The organism is Natronobacterium gregoryi SP2 (assembly GCF_000230715.2).
GTDB classification, from domain to species: Archaea; Halobacteriota; Halobacteria; order Halobacteriales; family Natrialbaceae; genus Natronobacterium; species Natronobacterium gregoryi.
Genome location: NC_019792.1, coordinates 3,067,101 through 3,084,227, shown reverse-complemented (window position 1 = coordinate 3,084,227; position 17,127 = coordinate 3,067,101). Strand labels below are relative to the sequence as shown.

Annotated in this window: 17 protein-coding genes; 10 read left to right on the top strand and 7 right to left on the bottom strand. The window is 62.3% G+C overall.

From position 1 onward, the window contains the following. Nucleotides 1–114: 114 nt before the first annotated feature. Nucleotides 115–864, top strand: a complete 750-nt coding sequence (locus NATGR_RS15260) for an IclR family transcriptional regulator (RefSeq protein ID WP_015233772.1) — start codon at nt 115–117, stop codon at nt 862–864. Between the two features lie 308 nt (nt 865–1,172). Here NATGR_RS15260 and NATGR_RS15255 read toward each other — a convergent pair whose 3' ends face one another. Further along, a complete protein-coding gene (locus NATGR_RS15255; RefSeq protein ID WP_015233771.1) occupies nt 1,173–2,141 on the bottom strand; it encodes a P-loop NTPase in 969 nt (322 codons plus the stop codon). A gap of 164 nt (nt 2,142–2,305) precedes the next feature. Between NATGR_RS15255 and NATGR_RS15250 the strand changes: the two genes are divergently transcribed. The 4 genes from NATGR_RS15250 (at nt 2,306) to hemH (ending at nt 6,628) form a co-directional block, all read left to right on the top strand. Continuing rightward, nucleotides 2,306–2,929 carry a helix-turn-helix domain-containing protein gene (locus NATGR_RS15250; protein ID WP_005580947.1) on the top strand — a complete coding sequence of 208 codons (624 nt, stop codon included), beginning with the start codon at nt 2,306–2,308 and terminating at the stop codon, nt 2,927–2,929. A 78-nt stretch (nt 2,930–3,007) separates the two neighbouring features. Next, the gene (locus tag NATGR_RS15245; protein WP_005580945.1) at nt 3,008–3,685 is read left to right on the top strand and encodes a helix-turn-helix domain-containing protein; all 678 of its coding nucleotides are present in this window, start codon (nt 3,008–3,010) and stop codon (nt 3,683–3,685) included. An 80-nt stretch (nt 3,686–3,765) separates the two neighbouring features. Further along, nucleotides 3,766–4,134 carry a hypothetical protein gene (locus tag NATGR_RS15240; protein WP_005580943.1) on the top strand — a complete coding sequence of 123 codons (369 nt, stop codon included), beginning with the start codon at nt 3,766–3,768 and terminating at the stop codon, nt 4,132–4,134. Between the two features lie 1,435 nt (nt 4,135–5,569). Continuing rightward, nucleotides 5,570–6,628 (top strand): ferrochelatase, encoded by a 1,059-nt coding sequence (gene hemH / locus NATGR_RS15235; protein WP_005580941.1) that lies wholly within the window; start codon nt 5,570–5,572, stop codon nt 6,626–6,628. Nucleotides 6,629–6,631: 3 nt separating this feature from the next. Here the strand turns inward: hemH and hemE are convergent, their stop codons facing one another. Then, nucleotides 6,632–7,636, bottom strand: a complete 1,005-nt coding sequence (gene hemE / locus NATGR_RS15230) for a uroporphyrinogen decarboxylase (protein WP_005580940.1) — start codon at nt 7,634–7,636, stop codon at nt 6,632–6,634. Nucleotides 7,637–7,882: 246 nt separating this feature from the next. On the opposite strand from hemE, the gene NATGR_RS15225 reads away from it, so the two are divergent. Continuing rightward, the gene (locus NATGR_RS15225) at nt 7,883–8,629 is read left to right on the top strand and encodes a cytochrome c biogenesis protein (protein WP_005580939.1); all 747 of its coding nucleotides are present in this window, start codon (nt 7,883–7,885) and stop codon (nt 8,627–8,629) included. A gap of 6 nt (nt 8,630–8,635) precedes the next feature. Beyond that, the gene (locus tag NATGR_RS15220) at nt 8,636–8,779 is read left to right on the top strand and encodes a CcmD family protein (protein ID WP_005580938.1); all 144 of its coding nucleotides are present in this window, start codon (nt 8,636–8,638) and stop codon (nt 8,777–8,779) included. A gap of 37 nt (nt 8,780–8,816) precedes the next feature. Here NATGR_RS15220 and NATGR_RS15215 read toward each other — a convergent pair whose 3' ends face one another. Together NATGR_RS15215 and NATGR_RS15210 are read right to left on the bottom strand one after the other, a co-directional pair. Further along, nucleotides 8,817–10,328: a molybdopterin-dependent oxidoreductase gene (locus tag NATGR_RS15215; RefSeq protein ID WP_005580937.1), complete on the bottom strand. Its 1,512-nt coding sequence runs from the start codon at nt 10,326–10,328 to the stop codon at nt 8,817–8,819. A gap of 534 nt (nt 10,329–10,862) precedes the next feature. Beyond that, the gene (locus NATGR_RS15210; protein WP_005580935.1) at nt 10,863–11,351 is read right to left on the bottom strand and encodes a cytochrome c maturation protein CcmE domain-containing protein; all 489 of its coding nucleotides are present in this window, start codon (nt 11,349–11,351) and stop codon (nt 10,863–10,865) included. Between the two features lie 107 nt (nt 11,352–11,458). Here NATGR_RS15210 and NATGR_RS15205 point away from each other — a divergent pair, with 107 nt between their 5' ends. Beyond that, nucleotides 11,459–12,025, top strand: coding sequence for a DUF411 domain-containing protein (locus NATGR_RS15205; RefSeq protein ID WP_005580933.1), 567 nt, complete (start codon nt 11,459–11,461; stop codon nt 12,023–12,025). Between the two features lie 23 nt (nt 12,026–12,048). Here the strand turns inward: NATGR_RS15205 and NATGR_RS15200 are convergent, their stop codons facing one another. Further along, a complete protein-coding gene (locus NATGR_RS15200) occupies nt 12,049–12,729 on the bottom strand; it encodes a cytochrome c biogenesis CcdA family protein (protein ID WP_005580931.1) in 681 nt (226 codons plus the stop codon). 56 nt (nt 12,730–12,785) lie between these two features. Here NATGR_RS15200 and NATGR_RS15195 point away from each other — a divergent pair, with 56 nt between their 5' ends. Both NATGR_RS15195 and NATGR_RS15190 read left to right on the top strand, forming a co-directional pair. Further along, entirely contained in the window at nt 12,786–13,577 is a 792-nt protein-coding gene (locus NATGR_RS15195; RefSeq protein WP_005580930.1) for an ABC transporter ATP-binding protein, read from the top strand. Beyond that, nucleotides 13,574–14,251, top strand: coding sequence for a heme exporter protein CcmB (locus NATGR_RS15190; protein ID WP_005580929.1), 678 nt, complete (start codon nt 13,574–13,576; stop codon nt 14,249–14,251). The genes NATGR_RS15195 and NATGR_RS15190 overlap by 4 nt, the downstream gene beginning before the upstream one ends. Before the next feature lie 10 nt (nt 14,252–14,261). On the opposite strand, the gene ccsA is transcribed toward NATGR_RS15190, so the two are convergent. Together ccsA and NATGR_RS15180 are read right to left on the bottom strand one after the other, a co-directional pair. Next, a complete protein-coding gene (gene ccsA, locus NATGR_RS15185; RefSeq protein WP_005580928.1) occupies nt 14,262–16,598 on the bottom strand; it encodes a cytochrome c biogenesis protein CcsA in 2,337 nt (778 codons plus the stop codon). Nucleotide 16,599: 1 nt separating this feature from the next. Next, the gene (locus NATGR_RS15180) at nt 16,600–17,061 is read right to left on the bottom strand and encodes a thioredoxin family protein (protein WP_005580927.1); all 462 of its coding nucleotides are present in this window, start codon (nt 17,059–17,061) and stop codon (nt 16,600–16,602) included. Between the last annotated feature and the right edge of the window lie 66 nt (nt 17,062–17,127).

The following is a 17,127-nucleotide window of genomic DNA, read 5'->3' as shown; positions in this document are numbered from 1 at the left end:
ACGGCGCCCATCGTCAGTGATCTCTCGCCCGAACGGAACGACGACGACACCCTCGCCGAAACTCGTTCCGACGATACCGAAATGTTTCTGTGCAAAACAGTACTTTTCGGGACTATGACCGATGCATCGAACCGTTCCGTCGAACGCGGGTTCGCCATCGTCGACGAACTCTCGGAGAACGGACCGGGCCGCGTCTCGGAACTGGCAGAACGACTCGAGATGCCCGTCAGCACGGTCCACGACTATCTCCAGACACTGGTCTCGACGGGATACGTGACGATCGAGGACAAAGAGTACCGGACTACGACTCGTTTTCTGGAGGTCGGACACCGCCACTGTCACCGTCTCGAAATTTATCAGGCCGTGCGTGACCAACTCGAGACGGTCGCCGAGGAGACCGGCGAACACGTGACTCTGCTGGTTGCGGAGAACGACCAGGCAGTGATCCTCGCGGTCGAAGAGGGACCCGACGCGATCAATCTGTTCGCGTACCCGGGCGCACGGATTCCCCTGCACGCGACCGCCCCCGGAAAGGCGATGCTCGCGCACGTGGACGACGGCCGAGTCGCGAAATTGGTCGACGAGGGACTCGTCGAGGTCACCTCGCAGACGGTTACCGACCCAGAGGTGCTGTTCGACCAGCTCGAGGCGGCCCGCGAACGGGGGTACGCGGTCGACGAGGGCGAACGCATCGCGGGGATGGTTTGCGTGGCAGCACCGGTCCTCGACAAAGACGACCGTGTCCGTGGTTCGATTTGCGTCTGTGGGCCGGAACGTCGACTCGACGAACCACGACGCGAGGAAATTGCCGATGTCGTCCAGCGGGCCGCAAACATCACCCAGGTGAACCTGGATTACGTCTAGTAGCGTCCCAAGTCTACTCTGACTAGTGCGCTTTACTCCTGATCGAGAATCGTGATCGGTTTGGGCCAACTCTCAACTAGTCGGTCCACGCTTGGGACGGTACTAGGCGGTCTCTTGTGAGAGGGAGTGTCGACTGCCTCATCGGTGTCGTTCTCGAGTCGAGTCCCACCAAGTTCGACGTAGCTGGTCGGTCGACCGTGGCGATCGAGCAACGAGTAGCACGGGGCTGCAAGTTCGTCGGACCGAAGACGCGGTCCTCGAAAGAGAAACGAGACAGCTAGACGAGAGAGGCAGTGTCGTCGACGGGATTATCCTGGTTCCTTCTCGGCGAGTTGCAACCGTGCCGCTCGCTGACGGTTGATTGCCCCAACCAGGTCAGTGATCGCGACCGCGGCTTCCCGGAACGGTTCGGCGTCCGGTCCGGCGTCCGACTCGAGAGGGATCGTGCCGAGGTACGGACACGGGAGATCGTGGTCTGCGAGGTCGTAGTCGGACGTGGGTTCGGGACGCCGATCGCCGTCCGAGACGGTTCCGAGGGCACCGATCACCGTCGTCTCGGTCGACAGTGTCCGGACGGCGGTTCGAAGTGAGGTCGACTCCGTCCCGGCCGCTCCGACGGCGATCGTTCCCCGCGTCGGCACTCGTTCCAGGACGGTGTGTCGGACCGACTCGGACGAAGACGGCAGCGCCACGAGCAAGTAATCGAGACCCCCCCAGACGAGTCGGTTGCGAATCCGTGGGAGCAAAAGGTCGAGAACAGCGTCAGTTGCCGGTATCGTTCCGTCTCGCGGAAGGAGAGGGCCGAGCCGAACGACGGAGACGTTCTGGCTCGTAGCGGGGACTACGGGATCTCCCGAAAGATCCGGTGGATCGACTGCCTCGAGCCAGCCGTTAGATGCCGACTCGAGGCGAAAGTCGAAGACGCCGACGTGCGCGTCGAGTCCTGCAAGTGCCGTCGCCAGTGTTCCGGTAACGACACCCGGTTTGGCGTCGATAGCCGACGCCCCGATCGTGATCGTGTTTCTGACACCGGTCACGCCGTCGTGGGTCGAGTCGGCGTGGAGCCGTGGCGTCAGCCCCATTCCGCGACAGAGTGCCCGGATCTCGTCGCACATCTCTCGCTCGGTCGGGGAGAGGGGTGCGTTGAACGCAACCGAGACGACCGCAGTGTCTCCCTCGACGATGACATCGGTAACGAGCCCCAGCGAGACGACGTCGTCGTCCAGTTCCGGATCTTCGACCGCCCGAAGTCGCTCCCACAGTTGGTCTCGTGTCATCGTATCAGCCAGGACTGCACTCCCGTACTCTGTCCAGTTCTCGTCGGGCGAAAACTGTCGCTGCAATTCTCGCGTAATGAAATTTCGCCTGAACACGTTCAGGCGTTCCCACACGACAGGAACCGGCCTCCTTTTATACCGTCCTGTGTTTCCAAGCCACGGGTATGCCCGCCGAATCAGCGCGCTCGGCCGCACAAAAACCGGACACGACGCCACTTCGGGCGACACTCGCGGTCACTCCTGACGAGAACGCTACCTGCCCAGTCGTGTCGGCAACACCGAACGCGACGGCGATCAGACGGAGTATCTCCGCAAACGACGTCTGCCACAGCGAGGTAACGGTCGCCGAAAACGACGGCCACGAACGCCGGTACGTCACTGAGGAAATCCACGAGGCGTGTATCTGCGAGCAACTCTCTCAGTTCGATTGTGTTTTCGATGTCGAATGCATCCAGGACGGATCGCTACAGGTCTTTCTGGTTGTCAAAGATCGGTCACTCCTCAGCCACATCATCGACGCTCTCGAGATGCTCGATGCGACGGTTCGACTGCGCCGTCTCTCTCGTGTTCCGTCGGACGAGGAGACGACCCTCGAGATCGATACGGGCGACGTCACCGAGAAACAGCGCGAAGCAGTCGAACTCGCGGTCAAACGGGGTTATTATGGCCAGCCTCGCGAAGCGACACTCGAGGACCTGGCAGACGAACTCGAAATTTCGAAATCAGCCGTTTCACAGCGCCTCAACGCCGTCGAGAAGACGCTCATTCGGTCGTTTAGCCAACAGTAACGGGCATACGTCGAGTGTTCCCACCGAGTGGGCAATTGCCACCTGAACTTATTACTCGAATACCAATACAACATTGTCATGCCTTCAGGAGACGCCGACCACGACACTGGTTCGTCCGCGGCCACTCCTCTCCGGGCCCGGTTCTGGATCGAACCACATCACGAGGCGCGTTGTTCGGTCCTGGACGAATGTGAAGGCGGTCACGACGTCAGTCAGGATCTCCACTACCGAGACGAAGACTGTGGTGACGAGTTCGAATGTCGGTCGGAAGTCGTCGACAGAACCGCCGGAGAATCCAAATACCTCCGGGCCGACGTCGGTGAGCGGTGTATCTGTCCCGTCTTCCAGACCCACGACTGCATCGCATCGATCGAGACTGTCGACGAAGACGGGTTGTCGGTCGCTATCACGACGCCGTCGCGGACAGAACTCGAGAAGATCGTCACTGCACTGCGAAACACCGGCGCGTCGGTCCGTCTCGAGCGAATCACCGACTCCGCGCCGTCGTCGAGCGACGATCACGTCCTCGAGATCGCCACCGAGACTCTCACGGAGAAACAGCGTGAAGCTATCGTGACCGCCGTCGAATCGGGCTACTACGAACGGCCACGGGACGCAGACCTCGCCGATCTCGCGGACGAACTCGGCGTCTCCAGATCGGCAGTCTCACAGCGACTCGCTGCCGTCGAATCGAAACTAATAACATCGCTCGTTCAGGATTCTTCGTGTGCTCGCGGGAGTTGTAGTGGCTACTGAACTTCGTTCTAGCTATTGCTATATAAATAGATGCAGTATCGAGAGACAGCAACTTCATACTGGCTATTGAATGGGGTCGTATGAGCCCTGGGCGACGGATCGATCGAGACGGCACCGGTTCCATTCCGGACGAGCAACTGGCACAGCTCGAGGACGAAACCAGCCACCGTTGTGAAATTCACTATCAGTTCGGCTACGGCATCGCCGACCACCGGCCCGAACACGAGAGCTGGTTGTTCGAGTGGTGTCTCGAGTGCCTCGACCTCGAGGCCGTCAGCGACGTGGAAATCGATCGGTTCGAAGACGGCCGAACGATGCTCGTCACGATTCGAATCGAACTCTACGATGGCTGTTGCCCCATCCTCGAGGACGAGGAGTTCAAGGCGCTTCTCGACCGGTTAGAGGACTGGATCGGTCGATTCACGATCCGTTGTACCTCCTCCACCTGAGTGTCGTCCGTCGACGAATCGCCTGCTCGAGCGGGAGATCACTGTATCTGCTCCGACCTGCCAGCCGAGGGCGCGGATGCCGTTTTCACAGGGTTCATGCTCCTGCTGTAACTATCCGTTGCCGACCGCCATCCCGGCGCGATTGGTGTCGTTGGAGTGGGCCAGGTCGGTCTCTGGACTCATACGGTTTACTGTAAGTCATTTTCGGCACAACCGCGACCCGGGCGGCGGTTGCGCCGGTAAATCGGTACAGTAATCCGTATCAGACGGACGACTCCCATACGGATTGCTGTAACTAGTTACTGCCGATTGCCAGAACGGGGCCGGTGGTCGGCGATCGGCGGCAATCGACTACAGTAAACCGTCTCGGTCAGTGGTGGTGTAGTCGCGTCCCAAAGCGGTTGCACCGGGAATCGGGACAGCGATCCGTCTCACGGGCGGGGACCCTCGAGCCGTGCCGGGCAGTCGTTGTTCATGCCGGCCGGTGGGGCCGTGGTATCCTCCTTGGCGACCGTTCGCTGACTCGATGACGTCTGCGTACAGACGGCGCGGATTTACGATCACGCTATCGCTGCCGGCGAGTTCTGGACTACATACTAGTACGAACACTTTCAGTATTTTATACTATAAGCAATATGTTGGCTAGTTCGACAGCGTGCTATTGAACGCGGTACCTACGGTTTCCCGTTCGGACTCTGCCGCTCGAACCGTGGGCTTCGTCGGCGAGCGTTTTCCGGCTAGCTCCGATAGCAACTGCTGGAAACGGCAGTTAGATGCGAAAGCGCCGATCTCTGGGCCAGTACAACGTCTAAAGCGTTACCGACCTGGGCGGGTGCAGTCCGGCCACAGGTCGATCAGAAGCCGGCTTTCGGCCATCTGTTCGACCGTCTCACCCGGCTCTGCATTACTGATGGCTGCACCCGGCACCTAAATGATACTAAAAATATCTGTACTGAGAAAATATATAATTGCGTGATCTACTCGCCGCCGACCTCGTGCAGTTCCGGCCCAGTTGTACGCCTCTCACGGCCAGTAGTGGGCAACTCTCTCGAGGGTGGGTGCCTCGAGAGGGCATCGGTCCCTCGTCATCGAACGGAGTCTGGGGTCTTGCGGGATCGAGAAGGCCCAACTCGTCGAGGAATACAGGGGGTCGACGACCGCCCGGCTAGCCCGAACCAGACCTCGGTGTTGTCTGTCGATTCGCCGAACGAGCGGTTTCCCGTGACGTGTCCGCCTTCGATCGTCTCGGCTCTGATACGGTTTGCTGTCCGTCAGTTCCAGCGCGACCGCGAGTTCTCTGTAGTCGCGCCGGTACAGCGGGACAGCAGTCCATATAACTCCAGTCGCGCCGGCAAGACCAACTGCGCCCCGACGGGCTAGTGATTCGTCTTCCGCCTCCGAAGTATCTATACCGGAGCCATCCTAACCCTCGACCATGGAAACTGCCGTCGTCCTGCTGAACTTCGGAGAACCGTCCGAACCGGACCGCGACGTCGTCCTCGAGTACCTGACGCGTATCTTCTACGACAACGCCTCGCTCGAGGACGCCGAGTCGGAGGAAGCAGCACGGGAACGCTCCCGCGAGCTGGCAAAACGGCGTCTGCCGGGCCTGATGGAGGAGTACGAGGAGATCGGAGGCTCACCGCTGCAAGAGCAGGCGACTGCCCAGGCCGAGGCACTCGCGGAGACGCTCGACGATCGGGGACACGACGTCTCGGTCTACCACGCGATGCAGTTCATGGAACCACTGATCCCGGACGTTGCAAAACAGTTGGCCGAAGCAGAGTTCGAGTCGGTCCTTGCAGTTCCGATCTATCCGCTCTGTGGGCCCTCGACCAGCGTCGCTGCCATCGACGCGCTCGAGGCGGCGATCGACGACCTCGCGTACGATCCCGAGTTCGCGTCGATTACTGGCTGGCACCGCACGCCGACGTACAACCGTATCCGTGCCGAGGCAATCCGCGAGTTCGTCGCCGAGGAAGGAATCGACCTCGCCGACCCCGACACCGCCTTCGTCTTCTCGGCACACGGCACCCCGACGAAGTACCTCGAAGAGGGGAGTCGCTACGACGGGTACGTCGAAGGACACGCCGATGCGCTCGCCAACATTATCGGTCTCGAGGAGTACGAGATCGGCTACCAGAACCACGAGAACCGCGGCATCGAGTGGACCGAACCCGAGACCGAGGATGTCGTCGAAGAACTGGGTGGCGAGGCCGAGCGCGTCGTCGTCGAGCCGATGAGTTTCATGCACGAACAGTCCGAGACGCTGGTCGAACTCGACATTGACCTTGAGGAGGACGCTGACGCGGTCGGTCTCGATCTTTACCGGGTGCCGGTCCCACACGACGATCCACGGTTTCCTGGCCTGCTTGCCGACCTCGTCGAGCCGTTCCTCTCCGGGTTCGAACCCGACTACTATCAGCTTCGGCAGTGTCAGTGCCGGGACGAGCCAGGGACGTACTGTATGAACGCTGGCCTCCCGCCGCAGTAACGCCTACGCTACCTTTTTCGCCGTCTCGAAGAACGCCTCGACGTTCTCGACGGGTGTGTTCCGGTCGACGCCGTGGCCGAGGTTGAGGATGTGGCCGGCGTCGCCTGCCGCGTCGATGACGTCTCGCGTTCGTTCCCGAACCGTGTCGGAGTCACCGTACAGTAGTGCAGGGTCGAGGTTCCCCTGAATCGCCACGTCGCCGAGTTCCTCGCGAGCCGTCTCGAGGTCGACCGTCCAGTCGAGTCCGACGACGTCGGCTCCACTGTCTTCTAGCAGACCGAGGTTGCCGCCTACGTTGCGTGCGAACATAATAGTCGGGACGTCGACTGTCTCGAGGACCTCTCGATGGTAGGGCAACAGGAGCTCCCGGTAGTCGGTGGGCGAGAGCAAGCCGGCGTAGGTGTCGAACAACTGAATCGCGTCTGCCCCCGACTCGACCTGGAACTCGACGTACTCCACCAGTACGTCGGTAAAAGCCTCGAGCAACCGCTCGAACGCCTCGGGGTGTTCTGCACGAAGCCGTCGGACTTGCATAAACGAGCGAGAGGGCGTCCCTTCACAGACGTACGCCGCGAGCGTAAACGGGCCGCCGGCGAAGCCGAGGACTGCGGCCCGGTCGCCCAGTTCGGCCGAGAGTCGCTCGAGCAGGTCGCCGACGTACCACAGTTCGTCGCGGACGTCGCCCTGTTCGCGTTCGGTGTCTCCCGGCTCGTCGACCGGGTTCTCGACGACCGGGCCGACGCCGGACTCGAGGTGGTACGAAAAGTCAAGCGGCTCGAGTACCGTCAGAATGTCCGAGTACATGACGATTCCGTCGGGCTGGAACCGCTCCCAGGGCTGGAGGCTGATCTCGGCGGCGACTTCTGGGGTCGAGATGGCCTCGAGAAACGTGTAGTCTTCCCGCAGTTCGCGGTACTCGGGGAGATAGCGGCCGGCCTGGCGCATCATCCAGACGGGTGGCCGTTCGGTCGGTTCGCCCCGGGCCGCTTTTTCGAACAGCTCTTTCATACCGCCGCGTTGGCGAGGGGAGAGCCTAATAGTTGTGGAACCCCCGCCGATTCGGTCGGAGCTGTAGGCCACCGACACACCACTAACGGGCCATATGAAGGATATACTTTTATTAGGGAGTTACAGCGGTACATCTGTAAAATACAAGGCTTTTATGAAGATGGGCCATACATAGGACTGGCAGAGTCTACCAGGGGCGTGGGAACAGGACGGATGCTTTTTGAGAGTGGCCACGAACCCAGTGATATGGGCTCGTACGAGGGACGAACGATCGGATTCCTGCGGTGGGTGTTTCGCAGTTCCGTTCCCGGCTACCTCACTCTGATACTCGGTCTCGCATCGATCGGACTGGTGTTTGGCCACGCATCGAAGTCGATGTACGGCGTCAGTCATGGAATTAATCTCATCGCGTACTGGCACGTCCCGCTCGCGCTTGTCGGCGGTCTCGCGCTGACGGTGACGTTCGCAGGCTGTGTCCTCTATCTCGTGACCGGCACCCGATTTTGGGAACAGCTCGCACACGGCTCCGCCGAACTCGGGTTCGTCTTCGCAACGCTGACGTTGGTTACGGGCAGCGCGTGGGGTCGCGTCATCTGGAACACCTGGTGGGACTGGTCGGACATCCGTCTGGTCACGTTCCTGTTCGTCTGGTTCATCTACGCCGGATACCTGATCATCTACTCGAGCGGTGACAGAGGAGGCCGAGTCTCGCGACTCGCGTCGGTCTATGGCGTCGTCGGATTCATCACCGTCCCGATATCGTATGCGTCGACACGGCTGTGGACTGCCCGCCTCCACGCACCGTCGATGGGGAATCCAGACGCCGAAGCAGCCATCACAGCGTCTGTCCTGTTCGTCTCGCTGTTTGCGGTCCTGTTTCTCTACGTTTCCCTACTCGGCGTGAGAGTTCACCTGCACGAACTCACGACCCGAATCGACTCGCTGAAGAACCGCACGCGGACGGAAACGTACAAGCGGACGGAACGTCAGTGATCACACATGGATTACCTACTACTCTTCGCGTACGGCATCGTGTTCGGAGCAATCCTCGTCTACGTCCTCTATCTCCGCAATCGGCTTTCGGCGGTCGAGCAGCGACTCGAGGACGTGACGAACGAACCAGAATCGAACCGAGGAGACTGACCCAACTGCACCGGCCGGTCGGGCGACGCGGCCGGTCTTATTGTCGGCGAACGGTTCGTTGTGCCCAGCCGGTTGCTCCGTCGGGGTATGGGTCAGTTCGCTCTTCCGGCTGGACGGTTCCCTCGCCGTCGATCGTCCGCGCGTAGACGTCGTAGCTGTCTGGATCGTCCGCGCTGGGGTCGATCTCGTAGCGCCACTGGCGGGTCGTGTCGGGGTCCGGAAGTGGTTCGCTCAGCGTCGCCTCCTCCCAACTGTCGCCGCCGTCTATCGAGAGTTCGACTGCCTCGACGCCACGAGCGCCTGCGTACGCGTGACCGACGAGCTGAATACGGCCGTCGTCGGGGCGGTTTATCCGATCGACTTTCGTCACCGCGTTGACCGGCCCCATCCCGTTCCAGCCGCGTTCTTCCCAGTAACCGCCTGCTTCCTCGCCGACGATTTCGACGTCGGTGAGCCACTTGACGTGGAGTTTCCCCCATCGATCCGGAACGAGCAAGCGAACGGGGTAGCCGTGGCCGGCCGGAAGCTCCATCCCGTTCATTCCGAAAGCAAGCAGCGAGTCCGCGAGATCCTCGAGCGGGATCGAGTAAAAGTAGTCGTCGACACCGCGTACCATCGCGTACTCTCCGTCTTCTTGCACGCCCGCGTCTTCGAGCACGTCGCCCATCCGACAGCCGGTCCAGACCGCGGTGTCGAGTTGTTCGCCGTCGATACCGTCGCTCAGACAGCGGATCGCCTTATACTGGTTGATCGTCTCGTACCCCCTGATGTCGTCGTACTCGAGTTCGAGTTCTTCGTCGACGAGGCCGGTTACCGAGAGATTCCAGGCGTCGGCGTCGACTGTCGGTGGCGTCGGGTTAATGTCGACCCGGTAGAACTCGCCGATCTCGGAGATCAACGGTTTGATGCCGTCGGCGTCGATCCCGGCGTCGTTCGCCTCCGCGACGAGGTGTTCGGCTTCGCGTCTCGTCGCCTGTCCCTGGAGTTCGCGTTCGGATCGTCGAGTCTGGCTCCGGCGGACGAAGCCGAGCCCGTGTGCGACGACGTTGTACGCGGCGACGGCTCCGACGGCCTGGACAACCACACGCCGGTCGGAGCGCACGTCGCCGGTCGGCTCGTTCGATGTCAACGCGAGGTCGAACCCTGCGACGACGGCACCACCAACGATCGCCGGCAAAACGACCGCGCTAGCTGCTCCCACGACAGGATACGTTACGACGAAAACCAGTGCCACTGCGAGTACGGTGCCTGCGAGTTCCCGCGAAGACGGGCGGATGCTCGCACCCAGGCGATACCCCCCGACTGCCACGGCACCGACGACTACAGAGAGTATCGCACCCGAGAACAGCATGCTCAACTCGAGTGCGAGATCGCCGAGCACCTGGATGAACGTGGAGACGAACCAGCCGGGAAGCACCTCTAAAACGAGTCGATTGAACGACGAGACGAGGAACCGTTCGGAGGTCGCGTAGATGCCGAACGACGTCGCAACCGACGAGATTCCTGCTGCAAGCAGCGTTACGATGGCAACGAGACGTGTCTCTCTCATCGGTGTCTCACCCGGACCACTGGCCCGGTTCCAGTGCCGGAAACGCCTCCGGGGACAGTCGCCGACGTGTCGATCGCCTGTACCATAGGTAACGTTCGGGGAGTGGCATAATTAAAAACCGGTCTCGTTATCTCGAATCAGGAATTGTCGGCCAGTGATCGGCAACAAAAAGTCCGGAATACCGAATCAAAATTCAGCCCGACCCTTCTCGCGCCGCCACGGAACCGGAACGACTCGAGCGGTAAACAGAACTGATACGGTTTACGGCCACGAGTGTCCGTTCGTACGGTTCGTGGGATCTCTGCTCTCGCGTTTCACTGCCCGCGGTTCACGCCTACGCCAGACACTCGAACTCTGTCTCCCGTTCGATCGGGTGCCCGCTGGGCTTCAGGCGGACTGTCGCAAGTCAGCGCGACTGCCGGACGGATTGCGGTTGTGCCAGAAACCGGGGCAATCAGCCCCACACGGTTTACTGTAGTTGATTATCGGCGACTACCGGCTGCTGGCTCCGTGTTGTCGATCGGCAGTAACTAGTTACAGCAATCCGTCTCCGTAGTTGCTCTCGTTGCCGTCGTACTGTTCGTCGTCCGATTTCTCGGCGTCGGCGGTGTCGTGTGATTCGTGGTGGTCGAGCGTTTCGTTCGTGTCGGTCGCAGGGTGGTCCTCTGGATGTTCGCCCTCGTGGGCTCGAACCGTCAGGTCGTCGGCTGCGAGTTCCTCGCCGTCGAAGTGTCCTTCGGCGACGACGACTCGGCCATCGGACATCGTCTCGGGCATCTCGCCGTCGTAAGTCACCGGCTTTGTGTCGTTCCCGTCTGCAACGTCGAAGGTGATTGGGTCGCCGTCGTCGACGGCGACGGCCTGCCCTTCGAGTTTGACGACGGAGTCGTCGTGGTCGTCGGTTTCTGCCAGGTCGGTCGGAGTGACGAACTGGGTAGCAGACCCCATCGTCGTGGTCGCCAGCACCGCCAGCAGAACGACGATACCGACGCCACCGACCACTACCTTCACTTTCCGATCCATTATCTATCTTTTCTGACTGTCGTTACATCAAAGCTTCGCCAGTCGCGACGCAGTAGGAATACCGGGACACACGTCGTTACTACGTCTCGGGGACCGGACGGTATATTATGCTCCCAGCCGAACCCGGTGGTATGCGCGAGCCAGTCTCTCGACGACGCTTCTGTGTGACTGGAGCAGGAACGATGCTGGCCTCGGTCGGCCTCGCCGGCTGTCTCGAGGAGACCGACACCGAGACAGAACCGACGTCGTCCGATTCCGGTTCGGAGCCAACCCACTGGGACTGGGACGGATCGCTCCCCCTCGAGAGCGGCGTTCAGTATCACGACCCCAACTGTGGCTGCTGTGGGGAGTACGTCGACTATCTCGACGGTCACGGGCTGGACATCCGAGTCGAACACGTCGACGACCTCGGCACGGTCAAAACGGAACTGGGTGTCCCGGCAGACGTCCGAAGCTGTCACACGCTCGTGCTGGGCGAGGACGAGCCCGTTCTCGTCGAGGGGCACGTCCCTCTCGAGGCGGTCGAGTTGTTCCTTGCGGACGAGCCATCCGCCCGCGGTCTCGCCGCGCCGGGGATGCCACAGCACTCGCCCGGAATGGGGCCACGCGGCGACGAACCGTTGCGGATCTACGCGTTCGACGAGGACGGTGCCGAGGAGTACACGACGGTGTAGCCAACGCGGGGCGGGTCCAGAGATCAGTACAGCGCCGAGAGGAAGATCCGGTCGATCTCGAACAGCAAGGCGATGCCGGTCACGAGCAAGACGACGCCGACCGCACGCCGAACGACGTCCCGTCGGCCGAGCACGCCGAGATGGTCGGCGATCGATCGGCCCGCGATCTTGCCGCCGTAGGCGACGCCCAACAGCGGGAGCGCGAACCCGACGCCGTAGACGAACAGGAACGCCCCACTCTCTACGGCAGCCCCGGTCGTCGCCGCGTACGCGAGGACGGCACCGAGGACGGGCCCGACGCAGGGAAGCCAGATGACACCCAGCAACAACCCGAGTGAGAACGCCGACGCGAGCGGGTGGCGCTGCTCGTCGAACGCGCCGACGCGTTCGGAGGCGGTACTCGAGAGCCGCGAGGCGTACCGCGAGTAGGCTCGGTGCAGGTCGTCGTCGACCATCACCGCGCCGAAAGCGACGATCGCCAGGAACGCTGGCGCACGGAGGGTGTCGGGCGAGACGGACCCGAACGCGCCGACGAGGACGCCAAGTGCGGTAAAGGAAAGCAGACTTCCCGAGACGATCGCGACCGGACGAAGTCGGTGGCCGACGCTGCCAGACAGCAGCGGCGGAAGCAGAGGGAGACAACACGGCGTCAGAATCGTTGCTACACCCGCGAGGAGAACGACTGACAGCGTCGGAAGCTCCATCGATCGACAGTACGGAATTACAATGCTTAAGTCATGCGTCCGCCAACCGTCGGGCAATGGCTTTCGTCTCCGTCTCCGGCGTGACAAAGCGGTTCGGCACCCACGTCGGCGTCGACGACGTTTCCGTCGGCCTCGAGGGCGGTGAGACGGCCGTCCTCTTCGGGGCCAACGGCGCGGGGAAGACGACGCTCATCCGGATGCTCGCGTCGCTGTCCCGGCCGACGGAAGGGGAGATCGAGATCGGATCGGAACCGCTGGTCGGCGGCAACGCGGCGGTTCGCTCCCGGCTCGGCGTCGTCGCCCACGAGACGATGCTCTACGAGGAACTCACCGCCAGGGAAAATCTCCGGCTACACGCACGGCTGCACGGCGTCGACGCCGCCGTCTGTGACGACCTCCTCGAGACGGTCGGGCTCGCCGACCGCGGGGGCGAACGGGTCGCCGGCTTCTCACACGGCATGAGCAAACGCGTCTCGCTTGCGCGTGCGCTCGTCCACGATCCCGACCTCCTACTGTTCGACGAACCCTACACGGGTCTCGATCAGACCTCGCTGAAACGCGTCGCCGCAGTGCTCGAGGACCTCGAGGACCGGACCGTCCTCGCGGCGACCCACGACCTCGAGCGGGGCTACCGGCTGGCAGATCGGGTGCTGTTCATGAACGACGGTCGGCTCGTCGGCGACCTCGAGACGACGGTGTTCGACGACGCGGCGGAGGTGCTCGAAGAGTACGAACGGCGCTGTACGGGCGGAGAGCCACGAGCGGTGACGAGCGGGACGGCTGTCCCGACCCGATCGACTATCGGGCGAGCGGACGGCACCGAGGACAGAGAGACGGGAGAACGATGATCGGGGACTACCTTCGGGTCGTCTACGCGATCGCTCGCAAGGACCTGCTGGTCGAATCTCGCAGCAAGCAGACCACCAACGCCGCGGTCGTCTTCTCGTTGCTCATCATCGTCGTCTTCTCGTTCGTCTTCGGCGAAGAAGTCGGCTCCCGCGACGTGCTCGCCCGGGGTGCGCTGTGGCTCGCCGTCGTCTTCGGCGGCGCGGTCGGGATGAGCCACGCCGTCGCACTCGAGGGGAACAACGAGGCAATCGCCGGCCTGCTGCTCGCGCCAGTCGATCGATCGGCGATCTACCTCGGGAAGGTCGCGAGTTCCACGGTGTTCATCACCGGAATCGGCCTGTTGAGCCTCGGGTTCGTCGTCGTCTTCCTCGATTACGCGTTCGACATGGCGACGCTTGCGACGGTGTTGCTCGTCGTGCCACTCGCCGCGCTCGGGTTCAGCGCGGTCGGCGTGTTGCTGTCGATTCTCATGCTTCACTCCCAGTTGCAGGAGTCGCTGTTGCCGGTCTTGCTCGTGCCGCTCGTGATCCCGATCATCCTCTCGGGAACGGCCTTGACCGAACCGGGCCTCTCCGAGGGGATGACGTCGGCGTGGCTCCGAATCCTGGTAACCTACGATCTGCTCGTCTTGCTTGCAGGCTGGATGACCTTCGAGTACGTGGTCGAAGAGTAGCGAAACCGTCTTATTCGCGTTTGCGTCGGCTATCCGCAAGTGTCACCGTCGTCATCCCGACGAGCATCAACGCGACGCCCAGCCAGATCTGGTTGGCCAGCGGATACGTGTCGATGGTGACCGACGCGCCGCGTTCGTCGATCGACCCGACGACGTACGTGTCCCCGGTGATCCCACGCTCGATGACGGCGTCGTTGGTGTTCATCTCCGAGCGGAGATACTCCTGTTCGGCGATCATCCCCTCGGCGACGCGCTCGCCGCCCTCGTAGACGGCCAGTTCGAGTTCGTGAGCAGTGACCCGCGGCGTGTGAACCGCTTGCGGCGGTTCCGACACCGGCCCCAGGTTGTCCGCATCAGTGTAGACGAACGCCTCGGCGTCGACACCCGGCGTCTCACCCTCGAAGACCGTTCCGCGAGCGATGACTTCCGTCCCTTCCTCGAACAGCGAATCGTCGGCGCTTGCCAGCCAGACGCTCGAGTCCTCGAGTCGGGCGACGGTCGTTTCCTCGACCGAGTCGAGGTCCGTTATTTCGCCCCTGACGAGCGAGGCGTCCTCGTCGACGGCCAGCACTTCCTCGGGGCTGCGGGCTGCCTCCTCGATGGTCGGTTCTTCGGTCGTCTCGTAGTTCGTCACGTGGACCTCGTACTCGCCGTCGGGCGTCTCTTCGACGATCGGCTCGGGGTCGTTCCCTGCATCGTCGATCCCGACCACCGCGACCGATGCCGACGTGGCAAAGAGGTAGACGAACGAGATAGCGACGATCAACACCGCACCGCCGACGTGAGTGAGGACGATACCCGTCTCGCGGACTTTGAACGTCCGCGAGGGGACGCCCCGAACGCGATCGACGTACCGCCAGATCCAGGTGCCAGCGAAGAACGCCGCCGGCGGGACGATCGAGAGGACGCTGGCCGAGCCGACGACGCGGTAGACGAGCGGGTCGTGGACGGCGGGATCGCTCAGGTACCAGTTCGCCGACGGTGCGATAAACGCCGCGACGAGGGTCGCGACGGCGACGGCCGCGGTCGCGCCGATCGCGAGTTTCCGCCGTCGGAGATCGAGCAGGGCGTACAGCCCGCCCGCCAGTAACCCGAAGACCACGACGGGGTAGCTCCAGAGGTTGTAGTGGTCCTGTCCGACGCTGACCTCGACGCCGGTCGCCGCGTTGCGAATCACGGGGAAGGACAGCCCCCAGATCGAGATGAACGCGAGCACGGCGAACGCGAGCACGGCCACGTGGTAGACAGTGCGGCGGCTCAGCCACGGTTCGTCGGCGTCCCGGGACCCCTCCTCGGCCTCGAGGAACCAGTAGCCAAAGGGCAGGACGATCGCAGCCGTCCCGGTGACCCCGAGCAGGAACAGGATGCCGGTGCCGATCCCGCCCGCGGCGAAGGAGTGGACGCTCCGGAAGACGCCGCTGCGGACGACCGTCGTCGCGAAGATCACGAGGGGGAAGACGATCGCCGCCGACGCCGGTGCGAAGATCGGGTACTCGCCGGTCTTGGCGTAGCGGTTGATCGCGTGTAAGGAGGCAGTCAGGGCGAGCCACGGGATCAAGACGGCGGTTTCGACGGGGTCCCACGACCAGAAACCGCCCCAGCCGAGGACGCCGTAGGCCCAGATCCCACCGAAGACAATCGCTGCAGTCAACAGCAGCCACGAGACACGCAGCCACTGGCGCATGCTCCCGAGCCACTCGTCGAAGACGCTTCCCTCGCCACGGAACAGGGAGACGAAGTGCGTGATTCCAAGCGCGAACGGAACGATCAACAGCGCGTACGCCGCGAAGGTAATCGGCGGATGGATCGCCATCCAGGGATCGACCAGCAGCGGATTCAGCCCGTCGCCGTCCGGCGGGACGAATCCCGCGGGCGTGTCCGGAAACGCGATCTCGATCGGAGTGAAGGGGCTCTGGGTGACCAGCATCGTCGCGAAGACGGCGACGATGCCCAGCGAGATCGACTGGGCGAGGTTCGCTCCACGGCCCCGGAACCGACTCGAGTACACCGTCCACGTGGCGACGACGGCAGTCAGGGTCGCCCAGAAGAGGATCGACCCCTCGTGGTTCGCGTACGGACCGGTGAGACGGTACAGCACGGAGAGATAGTCCGCGGAGTTCTCCCAGACGTACGCGTTGGTGTAGTCACCGACGACGAACTGGTAGGTGAGATACGTGTGGGCAACGACCAGCGAGAGCGTCGAGGTGCCGGCCGCGACGAGCGTCACCGGACGGAGGTCGTCGGTGCGCGAGACGTAGCTGTACAACAGGAGAAGCGTTGCAAGGCTGCTTGCAAACGCTGCAACCACGAGCAACAGCGTGCCGGATGTGAGTGTGTTTGGTATCATACTATGCCGAATCGACCCCGCTTCGAAGTTCCTCGAGGAACCGGTCTTCTTCGACGTAGCCGCCGAGGCGGGACAGTTCCTCGCCGTCGGCAGTCATGATGACGTGCTGTGGCGGGTACGCTGCCTCGTGGTTGGAGGCAAGCTGTGCGCCAGGCCCGGGTTCGTCGAGGTTGATCGCAAGGAGGACGTACTCGTCGAGTTCGTCGCGTATCGCGTCGTTCTGGTAGTGGTTGTCGTCGTATTCCTGGCAGTACGTACACCAGGTCGTCCAGTAGTAGACGAGGACTGGTTTGTCCTGTTCTATGGCAACTGCGGTTGCCTCGTCGGGATCTTCGTGCCACTCGATCCCGCCCTGGTAGGTGTAGTCGTGATCGCTGAGAACCGGGGCTGTGTTCATCGAATAGTAGCCAAACCCCAGCACGGCAATGAGCACGGCTATCGTAAGGAGTTTCCGTGGGGTCATTCGTCGGACGTATCGTGATTTGTATCGGGTTCTGAAAGAGCTATCGTTCGTTCCAAAAAGGAAGGA

Coding starts and splice junctions, on each gene's coding strand:
- NATGR_RS15260 (WP_015233772.1), top strand. CDS start 115: ATGACCGATGCATCGAACCGTTCCGTCGAACGCGGGTTCGCCATCGTC.
- hemH (WP_005580941.1), top strand. CDS start 5,570: ATGGAAACTGCCGTCGTCCTGCTGAACTTCGGAGAACCGTCCGAACCG.
- NATGR_RS15255 (WP_015233771.1), bottom strand. CDS start 2,141: ATGACACGAGACCAACTGTGGGAGCGACTTCGGGCGGTCGAAGATCCG.
- NATGR_RS15200 (WP_005580931.1), bottom strand. CDS start 12,729: ATGGAGCTTCCGACGCTGTCAGTCGTTCTCCTCGCGGGTGTAGCAACG.
- NATGR_RS15210 (WP_005580935.1), bottom strand. CDS start 11,351: ATGGATCGGAAAGTGAAGGTAGTGGTCGGTGGCGTCGGTATCGTCGTT.
- NATGR_RS15195 (WP_005580930.1), top strand. CDS start 12,786: ATGGCTTTCGTCTCCGTCTCCGGCGTGACAAAGCGGTTCGGCACCCAC.
- NATGR_RS15190 (WP_005580929.1), top strand. CDS start 13,574: ATGATCGGGGACTACCTTCGGGTCGTCTACGCGATCGCTCGCAAGGAC.
- ccsA (WP_005580928.1), bottom strand. CDS start 16,598: ATGATACCAAACACACTCACATCCGGCACGCTGTTGCTCGTGGTTGCA.
- NATGR_RS15220 (WP_005580938.1), top strand. CDS start 8,636: ATGGATTACCTACTACTCTTCGCGTACGGCATCGTGTTCGGAGCAATC.
- NATGR_RS15215 (WP_005580937.1), bottom strand. CDS start 10,328: ATGAGAGAGACACGTCTCGTTGCCATCGTAACGCTGCTTGCAGCAGGA.
- NATGR_RS15245 (WP_005580945.1), top strand. CDS start 3,008: ATGCCTTCAGGAGACGCCGACCACGACACTGGTTCGTCCGCGGCCACT.
- NATGR_RS15240 (WP_005580943.1), top strand. CDS start 3,766: ATGAGCCCTGGGCGACGGATCGATCGAGACGGCACCGGTTCCATTCCG.
- NATGR_RS15225 (WP_005580939.1), top strand. CDS start 7,883: ATGGGCTCGTACGAGGGACGAACGATCGGATTCCTGCGGTGGGTGTTT.
- NATGR_RS15250 (WP_005580947.1), top strand. CDS start 2,306: ATGCCCGCCGAATCAGCGCGCTCGGCCGCACAAAAACCGGACACGACG.
- NATGR_RS15205 (WP_005580933.1), top strand. CDS start 11,459: ATGCTCCCAGCCGAACCCGGTGGTATGCGCGAGCCAGTCTCTCGACGA.
- hemE (WP_005580940.1), bottom strand. CDS start 7,636: ATGAAAGAGCTGTTCGAAAAAGCGGCCCGGGGCGAACCGACCGAACGG.
- NATGR_RS15180 (WP_005580927.1), bottom strand. CDS start 17,061: ATGACCCCACGGAAACTCCTTACGATAGCCGTGCTCATTGCCGTGCTG.